Annotated in this window: 20 protein-coding genes; 5 read left to right on the top strand and 15 right to left on the bottom strand. The window is 65.6% G+C overall.

Annotated features, from left to right (window positions below):
- Positions 1-26 precede the first annotated feature (26 nt).
- From cydC to CCR94_RS22035, 5 genes are read right to left on the bottom strand one after another with little or no spacing between them, the layout of a single operon-like run.
- Positions 27-1,754: a thiol reductant ABC exporter subunit CydC gene (cydC, locus tag CCR94_RS22055; protein ID WP_104510419.1), complete on the bottom strand. Its 1,728-nt coding sequence runs from the start codon at positions 1,752-1,754 to the stop codon at positions 27-29.
- Positions 1,751-3,499: a thiol reductant ABC exporter subunit CydD gene (gene cydD, locus CCR94_RS22050; protein WP_146090147.1), complete on the bottom strand. Its 1,749-nt coding sequence runs from the start codon at positions 3,497-3,499 to the stop codon at positions 1,751-1,753. Before cydD ends, cydC begins: the two co-directional genes overlap by 4 nt.
- 39 nt (positions 3,500-3,538) lie before the next feature.
- Complete coding sequence (cydX, locus tag CCR94_RS22045; RefSeq protein ID WP_104510413.1) at positions 3,539-3,664, bottom strand: cytochrome bd-I oxidase subunit CydX; 126 nt, start codon at positions 3,662-3,664, stop codon at positions 3,539-3,541.
- Between the two features lie 15 nt (positions 3,665-3,679).
- Positions 3,680-4,840 (bottom strand): cytochrome d ubiquinol oxidase subunit II, encoded by a 1,161-nt coding sequence (gene cydB / locus CCR94_RS22040; RefSeq protein ID WP_104510410.1) that lies wholly within the window; start codon positions 4,838-4,840, stop codon positions 3,680-3,682.
- A gap of 10 nt (positions 4,841-4,850) precedes the next feature.
- The gene (locus CCR94_RS22035; protein WP_425332353.1) at positions 4,851-6,425 is read right to left on the bottom strand and encodes a cytochrome ubiquinol oxidase subunit I; all 1,575 of its coding nucleotides are present in this window, start codon (positions 6,423-6,425) and stop codon (positions 4,851-4,853) included.
- Between the two features lie 593 nt (positions 6,426-7,018).
- Here CCR94_RS22035 and CCR94_RS22025 point away from each other — a divergent pair.
- A complete protein-coding gene (locus CCR94_RS22025) occupies positions 7,019-7,432 on the top strand; it encodes an Rrf2 family transcriptional regulator (RefSeq protein WP_104510404.1) in 414 nt (137 codons plus the stop codon).
- Between the two features lie 3 nt (positions 7,433-7,435).
- Here the strand turns inward: CCR94_RS22025 and CCR94_RS22020 are convergent, their stop codons facing one another.
- From CCR94_RS22020 to CCR94_RS22005, 4 genes are all read right to left on the bottom strand, one after another.
- Positions 7,436-7,903, bottom strand: a complete 468-nt coding sequence (locus CCR94_RS22020; protein ID WP_104510401.1) for an RrF2 family transcriptional regulator — start codon at positions 7,901-7,903, stop codon at positions 7,436-7,438.
- Between the two features lie 414 nt (positions 7,904-8,317).
- Complete coding sequence (locus tag CCR94_RS22015; protein ID WP_104510398.1) at positions 8,318-9,661, bottom strand: ATP-binding protein; 1,344 nt, start codon at positions 9,659-9,661, stop codon at positions 8,318-8,320.
- The gene (locus tag CCR94_RS22010; RefSeq protein WP_104510395.1) at positions 9,658-10,332 is read right to left on the bottom strand and encodes a response regulator transcription factor; all 675 of its coding nucleotides are present in this window, start codon (positions 10,330-10,332) and stop codon (positions 9,658-9,660) included. The genes CCR94_RS22015 and CCR94_RS22010 overlap by 4 nt, the downstream gene beginning before the upstream one ends.
- An 8-nt stretch (positions 10,333-10,340) precedes the next feature.
- Positions 10,341-10,643, bottom strand: coding sequence for a PepSY domain-containing protein (locus CCR94_RS22005; RefSeq protein ID WP_104510393.1), 303 nt, complete (start codon positions 10,641-10,643; stop codon positions 10,341-10,343).
- 143 nt (positions 10,644-10,786) lie between these two features.
- Here CCR94_RS22005 and CCR94_RS22000 point away from each other — a divergent pair, with 143 nt between their 5' ends.
- From CCR94_RS22000 to CCR94_RS21985, 4 genes are all read left to right on the top strand, one after another.
- Positions 10,787-11,071, top strand: a complete 285-nt coding sequence (locus CCR94_RS22000) for a hypothetical protein (protein ID WP_104510390.1) — start codon at positions 10,787-10,789, stop codon at positions 11,069-11,071.
- 145 nt (positions 11,072-11,216) lie between these two features.
- Positions 11,217-11,513: an ArsR/SmtB family transcription factor gene (locus CCR94_RS21995; protein ID WP_104510387.1), complete on the top strand. Its 297-nt coding sequence runs from the start codon at positions 11,217-11,219 to the stop codon at positions 11,511-11,513.
- The gene (locus CCR94_RS21990; protein ID WP_104510384.1) at positions 11,510-12,565 is read left to right on the top strand and encodes a permease; all 1,056 of its coding nucleotides are present in this window, start codon (positions 11,510-11,512) and stop codon (positions 12,563-12,565) included. The genes CCR94_RS21995 and CCR94_RS21990 overlap by 4 nt, the downstream gene beginning before the upstream one ends.
- Before the next feature lie 12 nt (positions 12,566-12,577).
- Positions 12,578-12,814, top strand: coding sequence for a thioredoxin family protein (locus tag CCR94_RS21985; RefSeq protein ID WP_104510381.1), 237 nt, complete (start codon positions 12,578-12,580; stop codon positions 12,812-12,814).
- 102 nt (positions 12,815-12,916) lie between these two features.
- Here the strand turns inward: CCR94_RS21985 and CCR94_RS21980 are convergent, their stop codons facing one another.
- The 6 genes from CCR94_RS21980 to CCR94_RS21955 all read right to left on the bottom strand — a co-directional run bounded on the left by CCR94_RS21980 (position 12,917) and on the right by CCR94_RS21955 (position 16,969).
- Positions 12,917-13,498, bottom strand: coding sequence for a rhodanese-like domain-containing protein (locus tag CCR94_RS21980; protein WP_146090146.1), 582 nt, complete (start codon positions 13,496-13,498; stop codon positions 12,917-12,919).
- A 187-nt stretch (positions 13,499-13,685) separates the two neighbouring features.
- Positions 13,686-14,126, bottom strand: coding sequence for a copper chaperone PCu(A)C (locus tag CCR94_RS21975; protein ID WP_104510376.1), 441 nt, complete (start codon positions 14,124-14,126; stop codon positions 13,686-13,688).
- Between the two features lie 188 nt (positions 14,127-14,314).
- Entirely contained in the window at positions 14,315-14,680 is a 366-nt protein-coding gene (locus CCR94_RS24785) for a hypothetical protein (RefSeq protein WP_146090145.1), read from the bottom strand.
- Positions 14,681-14,780: 100 nt separating this feature from the next.
- Positions 14,781-14,984, bottom strand: coding sequence for a YgaP family membrane protein (locus tag CCR94_RS21965; RefSeq protein WP_104510371.1), 204 nt, complete (start codon positions 14,982-14,984; stop codon positions 14,781-14,783).
- 67 nt (positions 14,985-15,051) lie between these two features.
- Complete coding sequence (locus CCR94_RS21960; RefSeq protein WP_425332352.1) at positions 15,052-15,546, bottom strand: class I SAM-dependent methyltransferase; 495 nt, start codon at positions 15,544-15,546, stop codon at positions 15,052-15,054.
- Between the two features lie 97 nt (positions 15,547-15,643).
- A complete protein-coding gene (locus CCR94_RS21955; protein ID WP_104510368.1) occupies positions 15,644-16,969 on the bottom strand; it encodes an ABC1 kinase family protein in 1,326 nt (441 codons plus the stop codon).
- Positions 16,970-18,041: the final 1,072 nt, after the last annotated feature.

Here is an 18,041-nt window from a genome sequence, read left to right as displayed (position 1 = left end):
TGGCATCCGGCCCACCCCACGCTTTTTCATGCTCTCGTCGTCGATTGCAACCCGCATGACCCTGTGGGCGCAAGAAAAGCTGCTTGCGGCTTAGGCGCGAGACGCGCGCCGCCGTCGAGCGCGATCACGTCTTCCATCGCCGCCATTTCGGCCGGGCGATGGGTCGCGATCAGCAGCGTGCGGCCCTCGGCGCGCCTCAGAACGGCGGCCAATATCCGCTGCGCCGTCGTCGCGTCGAGGCCTTCCGTCGGTTCGTCGAGGAAGAGGATGGGCGCGTCGCTCAGCAGCGCGCGGGCGAGGCCGAGGCGCTTGGCCTGTCCGCCCGAAAGTTTTTCGCCCGCGGCGCCCACGGGCGCCTCCAGGCCGAGCGGCAGCGCGCGAATTGTTTCCTCCAGATCGACCGAGGCGAGAGCCGCCCATAATTCCGCGTCGGACGCGCTTCGCTTGGCGAGGCGCAGGTTTTCGGCGACGGTCGCCGCGAACAGATGCGGGTTTTGTCGCACCACGACAATGCGGGAGTGGAGGAGCCGGCCCGAAAGCTTTTTCAGCGCGACGCCGCCGAGACGAATCTCGCCCTGGCTGGGATCGCGGAAGCGCATGAGCAGATCAGCGAGGCTCGATTTTCCCGCGCCGCTGGCGCCGACGAAGGCGATGCGCGCGCCTTCGCTGATTTCGAGATCGATGTTGGTCAGCGCCGGGCGGGCGGCGCCGGGATAGGTCAACGACACCGCGTGGAAACTGATGTTGAAGCGCGCCGGCGGCGGCAAGGGCCTCGCCGTCTCCTCGACCTCGGGTTTTCGATCGATCAGGCCAAAGACACGGTCGGCGGAAGCCAGTATGCCAAACAGGCCGCCGAAGGCGCCTGCAAGCGGCGCGAAAGCTTCGAGGGCGGCAAGCGCGGCGAGCACGGCCATGGCGAGATCGGGACTCTTCAGCGCGCCCGCGCGCAACAGCGGCGCGCCAAAAGCCAGAACGGCGAGGGCGGCGAGTTCGCCGGTCGCGCCGACGCAGGCCTGGCCGAGCGCGCCGACGCGCGCGACCTTGGCTTCGGCGGCGAGCAGATCGTCCATTTTTCGCTCCAGCGCCGCGATATGTCGCGCGTCCGCGCCGGTGGCCAGCAGCGGCGCAAGGCCCTTGATGTCGTCGGTCAGGCGCGCGCGCAGATCGGCGGAGGTTGTCGCGGCGACTCGGCTCGGCGCCCGGCCGGCGCGCGCGCCCAGCGCCGGCGCCGCCACGCCCGCGAGCAGAAAAATCGCGGCCGCCGCGAGCGCCATCGCGCCGTTCCATCGCGCCAAGGCGGCCACGAGGATCGCGCCGACCAGCCAGGCGACGACGAGCGGCGAGACCAGGCGCAAGAAGACGTGTTCGAGCCGGTCGATGTCGCCGCGCAGCCGCTCGGTGATGTCGCCTGAACGCAGATCGGCCAGCGCGGCGGGCGCCAGCGGCTCCAGGCTTGCGAAAATATGGCCGCGCAATTCGCCCATGAGACGGAAGGTCGCTTCGTGGCTGATGAGGCGATCGACATAGCGTCCGCCGCTGCGCAGGATCGCCAGCGCGCGGATCAGCGCCGCCGGGGTGAAATAGTCGATTGTAACGCCGGCGAGGCCCGCCGCCGCCATGGCCGTGATGAACCAGCCCGCGACGGCGATCAGGCCGATATTGGCCAAAAGGCTCGCCAGCGAAATGAGGACGGAGGCGCCGATCCAAAGCGCGTAGGGGCGATAGAGCGCCAGCAGCCGCAGCAGGTTTGTCATGGGGCCGTTTCCGCGCGGGCGAGGTCGGGCGCGACCATGCGGGCGTAAACTCCGCCCGCCGCCAGCAGGGCCTCGTGGCTTCCGGTCTCGGCGACCCGGCCGCCGTCGAGCACGATGAGACGGTCGGCGCTTTGCGCGGTGGCGAGCCGGTGGGCGATGACGAGCGCCGTGCGTCCGGCGCAAAGCTGCGCCAGACCTTCGCGCAGATCGGCTTCGGTTTCGCAATCGAGATGCGCGGTCGGTTCGTCGAGCAGGACCAGCGGCGCCGGACGGTAGAAGGCGCGCGCCAGCGCCAGCCGCTGCGCCTCGCCGCCGGACAGGCCGACGCCGTTTTCTCCGATGCGCGCGCGAAGCCCGCCGGGCAGGCGCGCAAAAACTTTTTCCGCGCTGGCTTGCGCCAGGGCCCGGGCGACGCGCGCCTCGACGTCTGCTCCGGCGTCGCGGCCCATGGCGACATTTTCGATGACATCGCCGTCGAAGAAATACGGAGTCTGCGGCATGTGGGCGATGTGTCGGCGCCAGTCGCGCGGATCGAACGCGGCGAGTTTTTCGCCATTCACCAGTATCTGTCCCGCGTCGGGTTCGATGAAGCGCAGCAGCAGCGCGAACAGCGTGCTCTTGCCCGCGCCGCTCGGCCCCACCAGCGCGACCGTCTCTCCCGCCGCGACCTCGAAGGAGACGTCGTCGAGCGCGGGCGGCCCGTCGTCATAGGCGAAGCGCACGTGTTCGAAACGCAGCGAGACGGTTTCGCCTGTTGGCGAGACGGCGGGCAGGGCGGGCAAATCCGGCGCCTTCCGGTCCAGCAGCGCGACGATTTTTTCCGCCGCCGCCTGCGCCTCCATCTTGGCGTGGCGCTCCGCGCCCAGCGCGCGCGTCGGCGCATAAAATTCCGGCGCGAGCAGCAGGACGAACAGGCCGGTGTGAAAATCGAGCTGGCCCCACAGCAGGCGGAAGCCGACCAGCACCGCGACCAGCGCGATGGCGAGCGCCGTAAAGAATTCCAGCACCAGCGAGGTCAGGAAGGCGATGCGCAGCACCGCCATCGCGTCCTTGCGATAGGCCTCGGCCATTTGCGCCACCAGCGCGATTTCCCGCCGCGAGGCGTTGAAGATTTTCAGGTCGGGCAGGCCCTGGACCGCGTCGAGCAGATGGCCGCCCAACCGGAGGAGGCGGGTCCATTGCCTGTCGCTCGCCTGCTCGGCGCCGCGCCCGGCGAGCGCGAGAAACAGCAGCGCGACCGGCGCTCCGACGACGAACACCAGCGCGGCCCGCCAGTCGGCGAAGGTCACGCTCAACAGCACGAGGATGGGAAGCGCGGCGCTGGCCGCGCGGGCGGGCAGATAGCGCCGCCAATAGGGGTCGCTGGCGGCCACCGCATCGGTCAAGATCGCGACCAGTTCGCCGGTCGGCCGGCCCGCGAGGCGCACCGGCCCCAATGTCCGCACATGCGCGAGAAGTTGACGGAACAGCGCGGCGCGCGCCCGCGCGGAAGCCGCGAAGCCCGTGCGCTCCGCCGCATAAGAGAGCAAAGCGCGCAAAACGACCAGACCCGCCAGCGCGGTGAGCGTCGGGGCGAGCGCCGCGAGATCGGCGCCGCCGAAGGCGGTTTTCGAAATCGCGTCCGACAGCAGCCAGGCGAACGGGATCGCCGCCGCGCCGCGCGCCACGCCCGCGCCCATGGCGAGCCTTAGCGCCGCGCCGGCCTGCGCTTCATTCGCTTTCAGAAGCGACGCCGCCTCCGTCACGAAGGGGCGCCCGGACACGCGGGAGGCGCGCGAAACGGATCAATCCGACGGCTGAGAGCTTGATCCATTGCGATCCAGGCTGTCCTGAAATTCAAACCACATCACGTTGATCACGCCGATGGCGACCGCAGCCGTCACGCCGAGAATCCAGGCGAAATACCACATGGTCAAACCTTCCGTTCAATAGGCCGAGTGCGACCCGGCTTCGATTCCTTCGGCGGTGACGCGGCCCCACATGTTGGCGTAGCACCAGATCGTGTAGCCCAGCACGATCGGCAGGAAGATGGCCACGGCGACGAACATCACCGTCAGCGTGAGTTGGCTGGAGGCGGCGTCCCAAATGGTCAGGCTGGATCTGGGGTCGATGCTCGACGGCAGGATGAAGGGGAACATCGACAAGCCCGCGGAGGCGATGATCCCGACCATGCCGAGCGCGTTGGCGAGGAAACCCAGGCCGGGGCGCCGCGCGGCCGACAAGGCCGCCGCGGCGATCGGGCCGAGCAGGCCCAGCGCCGGGGCCAGCATGGCGGCGGGGGTGGCGGCGTAAATGTCGAACCACGCATGTGCGGCGCGCGCGACCTGTTTGGCCAGGGGATCGGACAAGGCGCCATGCTCGGGCGCCGAGACGACGCGGTAGCCGTCCACGCCGAACCACAGCCAGACGCCCGCCGCCGCGAACAGCAGCGCCACCGCAGGCGCCAGTCTTGTGACAACGGTCCGCGCCCGTCCCGCCACCGGATCGTCCGCCCGCAAGTGCAGCCACAGCCCACCGTGGACCGTGAGCATGCCGAGGCTGATCGCGCCCGCCAGCAGCGCGAAGGGATTGAGCAGCGGCAGCAGCGCGCCGAGCAGGCTGCCCTGGTAGTGGGCGCGCAGCATGTCGTCGAGATGGAAGGGCACGCCCTGAAGCAGATTGCCGAAAGCGACCCCGAAAATCAGCGCGGGAACCGCGCCGCCGACGAACAGGCCCCAGTCCCAGGCCGAACGCCAGCGGCGATCCTCGATCTTCGAGCGATAGTCGAAACCGACCGGGCGGAAGAACAGGGCGAACAGCACCAGCAGCATCGCCATGTAGAAGCCGGAGAAAGCGGCCGCATAGACGGCGGGCCAGGCGGCGAAGATCGCGCCGCCGGCGGTGATGAACCACACCTGGTTGCCGTCCCAGTGCGGCCCCACCGTGTTGATCGCGATGCGGCGCTCGGTATCCGTGCGCGCCACGAAGGGCAGCAGGGCGCCGACGCCCATGTCCATGCCATCGGTGATGGCGAAGCCCATCAGCAGGACGCCGACGAGAATCCACCAGATGAATTTCAGGCTCGCATAGTCGAGAAGGTCGAACATGGCGGGATCCTCACGCGGCGGGAAGGGGGTGAGGCCGCTTGGCGGTCTCGAAATGATAACGTCCGAGGCCGAGCGAACTCGGGCCGAGCCGCGCATATTTCTGCATGAGAAAAATCTCGATCACGAGCAGCGCCGTGTAGAAGGTGAGGAAGCCGGCGAGCGAAAAGATGAGGTCGCCGGTGGTGAGGCTCGACGTCGCCAGGAAGGTCGGCAGCACTTCGCCGATGGCCCAAGGCTGGCGGCCGAATTCCGCGACGAACCAGCCCGTTTCGCAGGCGAGCCACGGCGCGGGAATGGCCAGCACGGCGAGCCACAGATACCAGCGGTGGCGTTCGAGTTTTTTCGCCGCGTTCAGCCAGAAACCCGTCGCAAGGATGAACATCGTCAGGAAGCCGAGCCCGACCATGATGCGGAAGGACCAGAACAACGGCCACACCGTCGGAATGGTCGCCCTGGCCGCCGCCTTGATGTCGGCGTCGCTCGCCTGCGCGGGATTTTCGGTGAACTGTTTCAGAAGCAGGCCGTAGCCGATATCCTTGGCGTGGGCGTCGAACAGGGTTCTGGTTTCGGGCGACCGGTCGCCCCCGCGAATTTTCATCAGGCCGTCATAGGCGATCATGCCGGAGCGGATGCGGTTCTCATGCTCCACGATCAACTCGCGCAGCCCCACGACCGGCGTATCGAGCGAGCGCGTGGCGATCAGGCCCATCAGCCAGGGGATCTGGATTTTCGCTTCCGTCTCCTGCTTTTCCTGCGAGGGCAGGCCGAACAGGGTGAAGGCGGCGGGCGCCGGTTCGGTGCGCCATTCCGCCTCAATCGCGGCGAGCTTGACCTTCTGCACGTCGCCGAGCGTATAGCCGCTCTCGTCGCCGAGCACGATCACCGACAGGCAGGAGGCGAGGCCGAAGCCGACCGCCACCGCGAAGGAGCGGCGCATGAACGGCAGGTCGCGGCCTTTCAGAATGTGGAAGGCGGAAATGCCGAGCACGAACATCGAGCCGGTGACATAGCCCGCCGCCACCGTATGCACGAATTTGACCTGGGCGACCGGGTTGAAGAAGACTTGCGAAAAACTCTGCATCTCCATGCGCATGGTCTGCGGCGAGAACAATGCGCCCACGGGATTCTGCATCCAGCCGTTGGCGACGAGAATCCACAAAGCCGAAAGGTTGGAGCCGAGCGCGGTCAGGAAGGTGACCGCGAGATGCTTGCGCTTCGACAACTTATCCCAGCCGAGGAAGAACAGGCCGATGAAGGTCGACTCCAGGAAGAAGGCCATCAAGCCCTCGATCGCCAGCGGCGCGCCGAACACGTCGCCGACATAATGGGCGTAATAGGACCAGTTGGTGCCGAACTCGAATTCCATGGTGAGGCCGGTGGTCACGCCGAGGGCGAAATTGATGCCGAACAGCTTGCCCCAGAACCGCGTCATGTCCTTGTAGATCTCCTTGCCGGTCATGACGTAAACCGTCTCCATGATGACAAGGAGCCAGGAGAGGCCAAGGGTCAGCGGAACGAACAGGAAGTGGTAGAGCGCGGTGGCGGCGAATTGCCAGCGTGAGAGTTCGACGAAGGTTGGATCGATCATGGCCGAAGCGCCTTTTCGAAGCGGGATCGCGCCAAGCTAAGCGGCTCCGCGCGGCTATCAAACATAGATTATTTTTATAAGACAAAAAAGACATTCGCAATATGAGATATATGTCCGCCCTCGCATCGAAGCGCGCGGGCCGTTCGGCGCCGCGTGACCCGCTTTCGCGCCATGAGATAAATGCTCGCATGACGCCGCCCAGCTTCAACCGCCGGCAGAGTGTCTCAATGCTTTATTTGGTCTATAACTTTCAAGCTGGCGTCAAGGTGATGACTTTTGCGGTCCGGCCAGCTTAGCCGGTTTTCCCGGAAGACACAAAGAGCGTCCCGGGAGATTTGGGAGGATTCGCCATGGCGGCAAGCGTCGGGCATTTGCTTTCGCGCGCATTGCTGCTGCTTGCGCGCGGCGGCCGCGGATGGATTTGCGACGCCCGAACTCCCGGTGAGCGGGGCGAAAGAGGCGGAGAAGGGTCTGACCGCGTCGAATTGTCGGCGCCGCCGAATCATCTGCGGCATGGACTTTGGCGCGGATTTCGTTCACCAGATGACAAACGTGAAGTATGATCGTCAATCTATCTTCGAAGGCGTCTCATGCGATTGAACGCCGCAACCAATGGCGCCCTGCGCATCCTGATGGCCTGTCGCAACGACAGGCCGCTCACCATGCCGGAAATGACGCGCCAACTCGGTCTGACGCAAGCGCTGGTGATCAAGACCTGCAACGAACTCATGCAGGCGGGCGTTCTCGTGGGACAGCGCGGGCGCGGCGGCGGCTATCGGCTGGCCCGGCCGGCGTCCGGCATCGGCGCCCTTGAAATCATCGACCTGTTCGAGGCGAAGGAAAACCTGTTTCCCTGTCGCGTGGGCGAGAGCGGCGAATGCCGTATCCTCTCGCTTTGCAAGCTGCGCCGCGCTTGCGAAAAGGCGCATGCCGCCTTTCGTGGCGAGTTGGAGCTGCTGACCGTAGCCGATCTGGCGCTGGACCTGGGGGCGGGGGACGCCTGAGGGTCAGGCTGTAAGTTTGTTTTCCCGGCACGATGGCGGGGACAACTCCAGAAGTTTCAAGAGATCGTCGCCGTTGCTGGCGATCTCGTCGAGCGTGATGTCGTCGAGCGTGTCCAGAAAGGCGGCGGTCGCCCGTTGCAGCGCCGGACGCAGGCGGCAGCGGGCGATCAGCGGGCAGGTGTTGGTTTCTTCCCGGAAGCATTCGGCGATATCGAAGCCTTCCTCCGTCCTGCGGATGATTTCGCCGATGGAGATCGCGGGCGCCGGGCGCGCCAGCCGAAAACCTCCGCCATTGCCGCGAACGGTTTCGATATAGCCCCACGATCCCAGCTGATGCACGCATTTGACGAGATGCGTCCGGGAGATGGCGAAAGCGGCCGCGACATCGCCGATGGTCGTCAGGTCCGGAAAACGGGCGGCGGCGATCATCAGAACGCGGATCGAGTAGTTGGAATAGCTGGTCAGTTTCACGTCGGCCGCGCGAGTTCGTTTGCGCGATCTTACCGCGACTTGCTCCGCATGGCCACCGGCGCGAACCCGGCGAAGGCGTCATCCATCTGGCGGCGATATCTTACGTAATTTGTCATGGGAACGGCGTCGTCAGGGGCGTGTTGATCTTTATAGACATTTTATCAACGCGCAGGATCGAGCGCGCGCATTCAAAAGATATATCTTGTAAAGCCGCGACGGGAGATCTATTTAAAGTTATATAAAATATATAGGTTTGGCGTTGGAAAAGCAAAACTGCGCGTCAGGCGGTCCTGGCTGCGGCGGCAAGTGACGCGGATCGACCTGCCGAAGGCGCAGACGATTCACGTCGAACCGGACGACAAGGCCGAAATGCGGCGCGCTACCGCGCGCGCAGCCGGCCCCCTGAAGGCTCCGTCAAAGCCGAAGCTCGGCGCGCAGGCCGCCGAGTTCGCTGGTCCCGATCGTGAACTGGCCGTTGTGAAGCTGGGCGAGATCCGCGACGATTCCCAGGCCTATGCCCGTGCCGGGCGCGTCCGCGTCGAGCCGCGCGCCCCTGGTCATGACATCGTCCACCCGGTCGGGCGGAACGCCGGGGCCGTCGTCGTCCACGGCGAGGACGACAAAACCGTCCTCGCGCCGCGCCGACGCCTTCACCCGGCCGCGCGCCCATTTCCTTGCATTGTCGAGCAGGTTGCCGGCGAGTTCCTCCAGGTCGCGCTGGTCGATGGACAATTCCAGGCTCTCCGGCGTCGTCTCGACCTCCCAGCTCAGTTCGTCGCCGCGCGGCAGCCGCCGCATCACGCCAACCAGTCGCGCCAGCAGCGGCTTGACCGGCGTGCGGATGGCGACCGGCCGCCTTGGCCCCACCGCGCGCGCGGCGGCCAGCGTGCGGGTGACATGGGCGTTCATCAGGCCGATTTCGCGATCCAGGCTGTCCGCCGCGTCGGCATCGCCGCGCGCGCGCAGGGCGCGGGCCTCGGTGGAGAGCACGGCCAGCGGCGTCTTGAGGCCATGCGCCAGTTTGGCGGCGTTGGCGCGCGCGCGTTCGATGGCCTGCGCCTGCGCCTCCATCAGCGCGTTGAGATCGTCGACCAGACCTTCGAGTTCGCGCGGAAAGCGCCCGCTCAACTTCGCGCTCTGTCCGGCGCGGAAAATTTCGAGCTGGCGCCGCAAGGCGCCGAGCGGCGACAACCCCATGCGCACCTGCGCCCACGACGCCAGAACCAGCAGACCGGCGAGAATCGCCAGCGAAGGCGCCACCACCTTGACGAAATCGCGCCGCGCCTCGTTGACGGCGCATTGCTCGCACGCGACGGCGACGACAAAGCGGCGTTCGCCTGCGGGCGCCGGAAGGACGACGCCGCGCTCGACCACAATCAGCCATTTGTCCTTCGGGCCGCGCAATTCGCGGACCTGACGCGCGCCCGCGCCGATCTCGTCGCCCGTTGAAGGGATCGACTCGTCCCACAGCGATCGCGACCGCAGGATCGCCGCCCCTTTCTCCGACACTTGCCAATAGAGACCCGACAGCGGACGCCGGAACAGAGGATCGGACAACTCGCCCGAGAGCGACGCCCGGCCGTCGGCCTCCGGCTTCAGCAGCGCCGCGATTTGCAGAAGGTGGTCGTCGAGTTCCTTGATCAAACGTCCGCGCACATGGCTGTCGAAGGCGGACACGATAATGAAGCCGGTGATCGCCAGGGCGACGAGGATGCCGAACGTGGCCGCGGCCAACAGACGCAATCGCAGCGAGTTCATGGCTTGCGCTCGTCCAGTTCCCCTACGTGATAGCCGTAGCCGCGCCGGGTTTTTATGAAATCGTCGCCGAGCTTGCGCCGGATGCGCGCCACCAGCACTTCAATGGCGTTGGCGTTGCGCTCGAAATCCTGGGCGTAAATATGCTCCGTCAATTCAATCTGCGGCGTGGCGCGGCCGACATGGTGCATGAGGTAATGGACCAGCCGATATTCCATCGGCGACAGGTCCACGGGGACGCCGCCCAGCAGCACGCGCGAAATGCGGGTGTCGAGCGCCACGTCGCCCAGTGTCAGCGTGGCGCTGCCGTGTCCGGTCGCGCGTCGCAGCAGGGCGCGGACGCGCGCCATGAATTCCTCGATGCGAAACGGTTTCACCAGATAATCGTCGGCGCCGGCGTCGATGCATTCGACCTTTTCCGACCAGCCGTCGCGCGCGGTCAGGACAAGCACGGGCAGGACGCGGCCGTTGGCGCGCCAGCGTTTCAGCACCTGCGTCCCGTCGAGCTTCGGCAGGCCGAGATCGAGCACGGCAAGGTCGAAATCCTCGGTGTCGCCGAGGAACCACGCCGCCTCGCCGTCGCGGGCCAATTCCGCCACATGGCCGGCGGCCCCAAGGGCGCGGCGGAGTTCCTCGCCAACCTTGCTTTCGTCTTCGACCACCAGAATGCGCATGGCTTTCGTCACGGGTCATGGACGGCTGCGCCGTCCTTCGCATCCGCGCGATAGTCACGATAGCGCCCGTCGCGGCCGAGCGCCTTGATCCTGTATAAGAACCGGCGTCCGTCCGTTTCGAGGGCCACCGCGATGATCTCGCCCTCGATGGCGGGTCGAATGCGGCTCAGCACGTCATGAAGCGCCAGTATATCGCCGTTGCGAACGAGGTCGCGCGCTGTTTCGGGCGACACGGACTCAGCCCGGCCCGGCGTCGCGACGCAGAGCGCGACGGCGACAGCGGCGACAAGATTCCAATGCGATCCGGTCATGGTCAGCTCCCGGGCGGGGGACGAAGCATGATCCGCCCTCGAAGCTTGCAAAAGGCTGTCGACGCGCGTCAGGCGATTGTCATGCGCGCTGTGTCAAGGTTCCCGGACTGTCGGAGACAGTCTTTTTCGACAAGGAGCGCGTCATGAAAATCAGCATAATGGCCGTGATCGCCGCCGCAATGCTCGCCTCGCCAACGCTGGCCCAGGCCCAGGCCCAGGCCCAGCGCGGCCCGGTCGCCGCCGCCTGCGCCAGCGACATCGAGCAATATTGCAAGGGTCTGCCTCATGTGAACCGGGCGGTTCGCATTTGCCTTGAGAAAAACAAGGACAATGTCGCCGCCGCCTGCCGTCAGGCGCTGGAGTCCACGGGGGGCGGTCGCGGCTGCGGTCCGGGCGGGGGATGTGGACGCGGGAGACAAGCCCAATAGTCGGGTTTTCGTCAAAAGCGCATGGCGTGGCGGCGGTTTGTCGCCGGGACGCCATGCGCGCGCGCGGACCAAGCCCCGCGCAAAGCGCCGATCAATCTTGATATGCGTCAAGGCGCATATGCGCATTTCAGCGTAAGTAGTGGCCATGCAGGATATCGTCGCCATTCTCGCGGCCATGGCCGAACCGACGCGCCTCGCCGCCATGCGCCTTCTTTGGGATGGCGACGAGCATTGCGTCTGCGAATTGATGCGCAGGATCGACGCCAGCCAGTCGCGCATGTCGCGCCATATGGGCGCGCTGAAATCCGCCGGGCTGGTCGTTGACCGGCGCGACGCGCAATGGGTGCGTTACCGCGTCAATCCGGCCCTGCCGCCCGCGACGCGGGCGATTGTCGAGGCGGTCATGGCGGCGCTGCCGCTGGCGAACAGGGAGGCCGCATGAACGTCGCCGTTTCCGTGCGGGCCTATGCCGCGAAATCGCCCGCCGTCTGGATCGCCGCGACCGCGGGCGCCCTCGCGCTCTGGTTCGCGCTCTATTGGCGGCTCGAAGAGTTTTCCGGCTGGGCGGTCGCAAGACTGCCGCTGCCGCCGGACGGCCATCTGGCGGAGGCGGCGCGCTTCTTTGTCTTCGACGCGCCAAAAGTTCTGATGCTGCTGACGCTGGTCGTGTTCGGCATGGGCATCGTGCGCAGCTTCTTTTCGCCGGAGCGCACGCGCGCGCTGCTGGCGGGACGGCGCGAGGGCGTCGGCAATGTCGCGGCGGCGACGCTCGGCGTGTTCACGCCGTTTTGCTCCTGCTCCGCCGTGCCGCTGTTCGTCGGCTTCGTCTCGGCGGGCGTGCCGCTCGGCGTCACCTTCTCCTTCCTGATCGCGGCGCCCATGGTCAACGAGGTCGCGCTCGGCCTGCTGTTCGCGCTGGTCGGCTGGGAGGTGGCGCTGGTCTATCTGGTGTTCGGCATGATCGTCGCCATCGTCTCCGGCTGGATCATCGGCCGGCTGCATCTTGAAGGCTGGCTGGAGGAATGGGTGCGCAATGTGCGCGCCGGCGAGTCCGTCGTCATCCCGGATCACGCGACGGTCATCGACCGGATCGAGGCCGGGCTGGAGGCGGTGCGCGACATTGTCGGCCGCGTCTGGATCTGGATCCTCGTCGGCATTGGCGTGGGCGCCTTCATTCACGGCTACGTCCCGACCGATCTGCTCGCCTCGATCATGGGCCGGGAGGCGTGGTGGTCGGTCCCGGCGGTGGTCGTGATCGGCATTCCCATCTATTCCAACGCCGCCGGCATCATTCCCGTCGTCGAGGCGCTGCTGAGCAAGGGGGCGGCGCTGGGAACCACGCTCGCCTTCATGATGAGCGTGATCGCGCTGTCCTTCCCCGAAATGGTCATCCTGCGCAAGGTGATGACCGCGCGCCTCATCGCTGTGTTCGTCGGCGTCGTCGCCGCCGGCATACTGGCGGTCGGCTATCTGTTCAACTTCCTGTTTTCCTGAGAGGGAACCAATATGAAAACCATCAAGGTGCTCGGCCCCGGCTGCAAACGCTGCCAGACGACGGCGGATATTTTGCGCGCGGAAGCTGAAAGGCTTGGCCTCGCGGTCGAAATCGAAAAAGTGACGGATTACGCTGAAATCGCCGCCTTCGGCGTGGTCTCCACTCCCGGAATCGTCATCGACGGCAAGGTCGTCCATGCCGGCGGCCTGCCCAAGGTCGAAGACATCGACGGCTGGCTCGCCGCCTGACGACGATTTCTCCTCATTTGAACTTGTAATAGTCCGGGTTGAGCGCGCCGACCACGGCGTCGATCTCGTCGGGCGCGATGGGCGCGTCCGGCGCCTTCGCCCTCAGCGGATGTAGGCTTGGCTTTCGCTGATCTTGTAGCTCCAGGGCAGGTCGGCGTTCTTCCAGCCATTGAGCTCGCGGCGACCGGCCGGGCTGACGTCGCCCTCGAACCCGTCCACCACCGAATAGACCTTGGCGTAGCCGGCTTGCTGAAGCACATTCACGGCGCGCGCGGAGCGATCGCCGGAGCGGCACATCAGGATGATCGGATCGCCTTTGCCAAGGTTCGCGCGGGCGGCGAGCGCCGCGACGGCGCCGACGAAATCCGGATTGAGCGACATGGCGTAGCGGTTGCTCCTTTGGTCCCAGCGCGCGGGATTGTCGATCTCCATGAAGGGAATGTTCTGATCGATGACGGTCGGCGCGCCGACGAACTGGATTTCGCCTTTGGTGCGAATGTCGATGAACAGCACTCCGGCGCCGCCCTCGGACTTCATCTTGAACGCCTCGGGCGCCGAGAGATAAAGTCCGAGATTGGTCTGCTTGCCCTCAGGCAGCCTGGTGACGTCGACAGGCTGATAATTCCCGGCAAGAGCCGGCGTCAGGAACAAGGCCAGAGCCAGGCCGAAAATGGCTTGCTTCAAGTTTTCCTCCCGCACAGGGCTGCGTCGTTTCGATTGCGCGGCTGTTCCGCCTCCGGCCGCCGCGTTTCCGCTCTTGCGCCAGGAGGCGGTGATGGCGGAGTGGATATGAACATCCAAATATGCGTATGCCGCAATGTTAAGGGGGCCTTGTTTCGCTTTGTTCGCTGTCGCGCGCGGCCGGCTCGGTTTAGCGCGCGGGCGCGGGTTGCGCTTCGACCGTGAACGTCACCGGGACCTCGCCGGCGTTTTCGAAAATCAATACGCCGGCGATCCGGTCGCCGGCGACCAGCGGCTTTTTCAGATTGCGCATCAGAATGTGATAGCCGCCCGGCGCGAACACGAAGCTGCGCTCCGGCGGAATGTCGATGTTGTAGAGGCGACGCAAATTCGGCACGTCCTGCAGGACGCGAATGCCGGCGATTTCCGTGCTCAGCGCCGCATCCGTCCGCACGCCGACGAGATGCTCCATCGCGCCGGAATGATTGGTGACGACGACATAGGCGCGTCCGACCACGGCCTTGGGCGGCGTGACCTGCGCCCACGGGTGCTCCAGCAGGATTTCGGCCTGCGCGACGCCCGGCGCCAGCAGCAGCGCGACAAGCGCCGCGCGTAAAAACCGCGCGCTCATTGCGCGCCCGCGAGTGTTTCCGGCGCGGTCTCGGCGAAAGCGGGATAAGCCGGAGTCCGCAAAGCTGACGACGTGAACTCAACACGCGACATAGGCGTCTCCATGATCGTTTGCGGCTCAAAGGATGCAAATGCCGCAAACTTCACGATGCGGTAGTCATAGCGCGGCCATGGGCTGAAAGCAAGATTTCATGTATAAGTTTGAACGTGGGAATATGTCGCGGTCGCCTCGCCTGCGATCGATGAAAGCCACGGATTTGCGCGCGCGGCGGGTGTGCGATGACGGTTGGCCACATCGGGAGGTCCGCCGTGATCGCGCGTGAGACTGGCGCGCAGGCGCCGTGCCTGTTTCGTCTGGGACCGCGCGACGCCGACCGCCGCTTTCGCTTTTTCAACGCCATGCCGGAGTTCATGATCGCCATGCATGCCGGCGCGGCCGCAAGCGATGGCCGCATCGCATTCGGAAGGGAAGAGCAGGGCGAAATTCGCGCCGCCAAAGCCGATCACGCCTGTTGAAGCCACAGCCATCTTCGCGCGTGCCGCGCCGAAATACAAAAAGCCGCGAAGGGCCGCCGCGCAACGATGCGGGGGGCGCGTCAAAAGTCGAGGATCGTCAGCGACGTGAGGCCATGCAGGCGTCGGCGACGAGCGGCTTTCATTTGAAAACGCACCCGCTGGCAACCCCAAAACGCTTGAAAACCAGGGCGGCGGGGCAGAAGCCGGTGAATGCCGCCTGGAGCAGGTTGAGGCCGATGAAAGCCGTGAAGAGCCAGAACCAGGGCGACACGAAATGAGTCAGGGTCAATGAAACGAGGATCATCAGCCCCGCGAAGGCGAGCGCCGCGCGATCGAGATTCATGCAATCATCTCCTTGGAGAAATCTTGAGAGGTTGATCATGCCGCAGGTTTGAAGGCGACGAGATCGATCAGCGCGGACATGCCGCCATGGCGACGCCCTCGTGAATCTCGGCGTCATGGCATTTGATGGCGCATGTGAAGTCGGCGAATGCGGCTTCCAGCAATTGCCGCGTGTAAAGATTTTCCACTTGCGACGGGCCGCCCGTGCGATAGGCGACCTGCTCCGGGCGATAGCCCTGCAGAAGCAACAGGCCGCCGGGTTTCAGATGCGCATGAATGCGCGACAGCAGGCCAGGCAGGTCGTCGACCAGATGCAGGATCTGGAAGGCGCAGATCGCGTCGAAAGGACCGCCGTCGAAGGCGTTTTCGGCATCGGCGAGGACGAAGCGCAGGTTTTTTGGCGCGGGTTTCGCCTCGGCTATGCGCAGCATTTCCGCCGAGAAGTCGGTCGCCATCCATGAACCCGCATAAGGCGCGAGGCGGATCGCGGTCGAGCCCGCGCCGCAGCCGATCTCCAGCACCCGATCGGTTGGTTTGAGCTGGCGGGCGGTGGCGGCGAGCATGGCGCGTAGGCCGCGACATCCTTGATTGGCCGCGCCGCGTAGCGTTTGGCGATTTTGTCCCAGAACGTGATGGCCGCGGCCATGCGGGTCTCTCCAATCAAAGATGTGGCGCGATCTGGGCCCGCAGGTCGACGCGCGCCCCCAGCCGCGTGGCCAGCAGGTAGATGCCGCCGAATTTGCGCTGCAGGAACAGGGCGTTTATCGGAGGGATGCGGAAATGCTCGCGATAACCGGCCATGGCCACGCCGGCGTCGCGCATGCGCAGCGCGAGGTCCGTCGCGCCAAAGTCGAACGGCGCAGCCTGCCGCAAAGGTTGGATCGACATTTCGAACATTTCGAGCATGGCCTGCTCCAGCGGCGCGGGCGTGTCCTCGTCCCAGAAACCGAGCTCCAGCGCGGCGGCGCGCAGGCCGGCGCGGTCGCCATCGAGCCCCGCGCGCAACAGGCGGCGATAGAGGTCCACGAATTCAGCCGGGAAGGCGCGCGTGGCGCCGAAGTCGAGCAGGACGATCCGGCCGGACGCCGGCGCGTAGAGATAATTGGCGAAATTCGGATCGGTCTGCATCAGGCGGAACTCGAACAATTCCCGGAACAACAGGCCGATCAGCAACGTCATCGCCCGGTCGCGCTCGGCCTGCGGCGCGGCGACGAGGTCGTCGATCGGGACGCCCTGGACATAGCTCATCGCCAGCACGTTTTTTCGCGTGAGATCGGCGTAAAGCTCGGGTGTACAAAACTCGGGCCGGTCGGCGAGCAGCGCGCCGAACTCGGCGAGGCGTCGGCCCTCGCATTCGTAATCGGCCTCTTCATGCAACTGGCGCTTGGCTTCGGCCAGCATCGGCGCGATGTCGATCGCTTTGGGAACCAGCCCCGCGAGGCGGATCAACGTGGCGACATTGTCCACGTCGGAATCGATGCTGGCGCGCACGCCGGGATATTGCACCTTGATCGCGAGCTCGTGGCCATCGTGGGTTCGCGCCCGGTGGACCTGGCCGATCGAGGCCGCCGCGATGGGGTGGGTGTCGAACTCGGCGAATTTTTCTTGCCGCCACTCGACGCCCCAGGCGCGGTCGAGCACCCTCTTCAACTGCACCCACGGCATGTGATGCGCTTCGGAGCGCAGGCGGGCAAGGATCGCCGCCATTTCCGGCGGCAGCATGTCGCCCGCGTCCATCGAGATCAACTGGCCGACCTTCATCGCCGCCCCGCGCATCCGCGCCAGTTCGTCGGCCAATTTCATTGCATTGGCGGGCGTGAGCAGCAGGTCTTCCATGCTCGGGCGCTCGCCGCGCGCGAAACGGCGCGCCGCGTCGGCGGCGACACCGCCCGCGATGGAGGAAACGAGCCCGCCAAGCCTGGACAGCCGCGACAGGCGCGAACTGGGGACAGCCAGGGCTTTCCGCTCGAAACGGCGATGCGACATTGAGGGCTCCTGAGATGGGGACGCTGGAAAGATGCAGAGGACGGGACGCGATCGAAAGCAACCGTGAAACCGCCGGTCGCCGCCCATCACGGGAACGCGCGTGGATCGTAGCGCGAAGGCTTGCTTCAGCCATTGGAAGATTAACAGCTTCGGGGCGCCGATGTTCAACGCCCCGTTGCGAAAAACCAGAATACGTCCGCCGAGCTTGAGCATGATCCTAAAAAGAGGACGCCGATTTTTGGAAAATATCATGCGAAAACAAAGAGTCCAGAGCGATGCGTTTACGTGGAAACGCATCGCGCTGTAAAGGGCGCTTTGGCGTTTCGATCGCCGAAAGGCGCCAGTCCGCCACGCCACGATCAGACCAAGAAGGTCCGCGTCGAGCCGGTTCTGGTCGGTGAGTCTTGCGTCCGGCAATGGCTGTGGCGGCCAAGGTCTTCGGCGCGGAACGGCTCGAAGGCGTCTTGCGTTTCGGCGTGGGAACGCCTGCTTTTCGTTGCACCGGGGGGCATTGGGCTTCTGCGTGGCGCGGAATTCATGTTGATCCGATTTGCCCAGGATTCCAACGCGGAATGCACAATATTGCAGCAGTCTCTGTCTTGCGGTCGCGATGCAGCGCCTGTTAGTTCTTGCCCGATAGGATTTCGAGCGGAATACCATTGAGAAATCCTTGACGTCGCCTTGAGGCGACCGACCGCGGCCTAAGCCGTTTCCCCAAACCACGGAAGCTCCCCACGTCCAAGCCGGCGTGGGCGCGCGTTCGGCTATGGAGGCGCGATGGCAAAGCCCTTTTTCTGCTCCCCGAAAACCCGCCGCTAGCGCGCCCCGCGCCTCGGCCTGTTGTCGACGCGACGGCGCCCAGCCGCACGCGCAAAGTCATTATTGCCTGATGGAATGCCGCATGAACCCGTCTTTTGCCCCGCTCGCCGCCCTCATGCCGAGGCGGCGCTCCGCGCGCTGCCTGCTGCTGCTCGCCACCGCGCTGCTGACTTGCCAGAACGCGCCGCGCGCGCGCGCCGAGGATGCGGCGCGCGAAACTCTGCCGCCCATCGACGTGACCGCCCCCCCGCCC

The sequence above is a fragment of the Rhodoblastus sphagnicola genome (genome assembly GCF_002937075.1).
Lineage (GTDB): Bacteria > Pseudomonadota > Alphaproteobacteria > Rhizobiales > Beijerinckiaceae > Rhodoblastus > Rhodoblastus sphagnicola.
This window is presented reverse-complemented; position numbering and strand designations above follow the sequence as displayed.

Coding starts and splice junctions, on each gene's coding strand:
- CCR94_RS22005 (WP_104510393.1), bottom strand. CDS start 10,643: ATGACCGGATCGCATTGGAATCTTGTCGCCGCTGTCGCCGTCGCGCTC.
- cydX (WP_104510413.1), bottom strand. CDS start 3,664: ATGTGGTATTTCGCCTGGATTCTCGGCGTGACGGCTGCGGTCGCCATC.
- CCR94_RS21960 (WP_425332352.1), bottom strand. CDS start 15,546: ATGCTCGCCGCCACCGCCCGCCAGCTCAAACCAACCGATCGGGTGCTG.
- CCR94_RS22015 (WP_104510398.1), bottom strand. CDS start 9,661: ATGAACTCGCTGCGATTGCGTCTGTTGGCCGCGGCCACGTTCGGCATC.
- CCR94_RS21965 (WP_104510371.1), bottom strand. CDS start 14,984: ATGAATCTCGATCGCGCGGCGCTCGCCTTCGCGGGGCTGATGATCCTC.
- cydB (WP_104510410.1), bottom strand. CDS start 4,840: ATGTTCGACCTTCTCGACTATGCGAGCCTGAAATTCATCTGGTGGATT.
- CCR94_RS22010 (WP_104510395.1), bottom strand. CDS start 10,332: ATGCGCATTCTGGTGGTCGAAGACGAAAGCAAGGTTGGCGAGGAACTC.
- CCR94_RS21995 (WP_104510387.1), top strand. CDS start 11,217: ATGCAGGATATCGTCGCCATTCTCGCGGCCATGGCCGAACCGACGCGC.
- CCR94_RS21955 (WP_104510368.1), bottom strand. CDS start 16,969: ATGTCGCATCGCCGTTTCGAGCGGAAAGCCCTGGCTGTCCCCAGTTCG.
- CCR94_RS22000 (WP_104510390.1), top strand. CDS start 10,787: ATGAAAATCAGCATAATGGCCGTGATCGCCGCCGCAATGCTCGCCTCG.
- cydC (WP_104510419.1), bottom strand. CDS start 1,754: ATGACAAACCTGCTGCGGCTGCTGGCGCTCTATCGCCCCTACGCGCTT.
- CCR94_RS22025 (WP_104510404.1), top strand. CDS start 7,019: ATGCGATTGAACGCCGCAACCAATGGCGCCCTGCGCATCCTGATGGCC.
- CCR94_RS21985 (WP_104510381.1), top strand. CDS start 12,578: ATGAAAACCATCAAGGTGCTCGGCCCCGGCTGCAAACGCTGCCAGACG.
- CCR94_RS21975 (WP_104510376.1), bottom strand. CDS start 14,126: ATGAGCGCGCGGTTTTTACGCGCGGCGCTTGTCGCGCTGCTGCTGGCG.
- CCR94_RS21990 (WP_104510384.1), top strand. CDS start 11,510: ATGAACGTCGCCGTTTCCGTGCGGGCCTATGCCGCGAAATCGCCCGCC.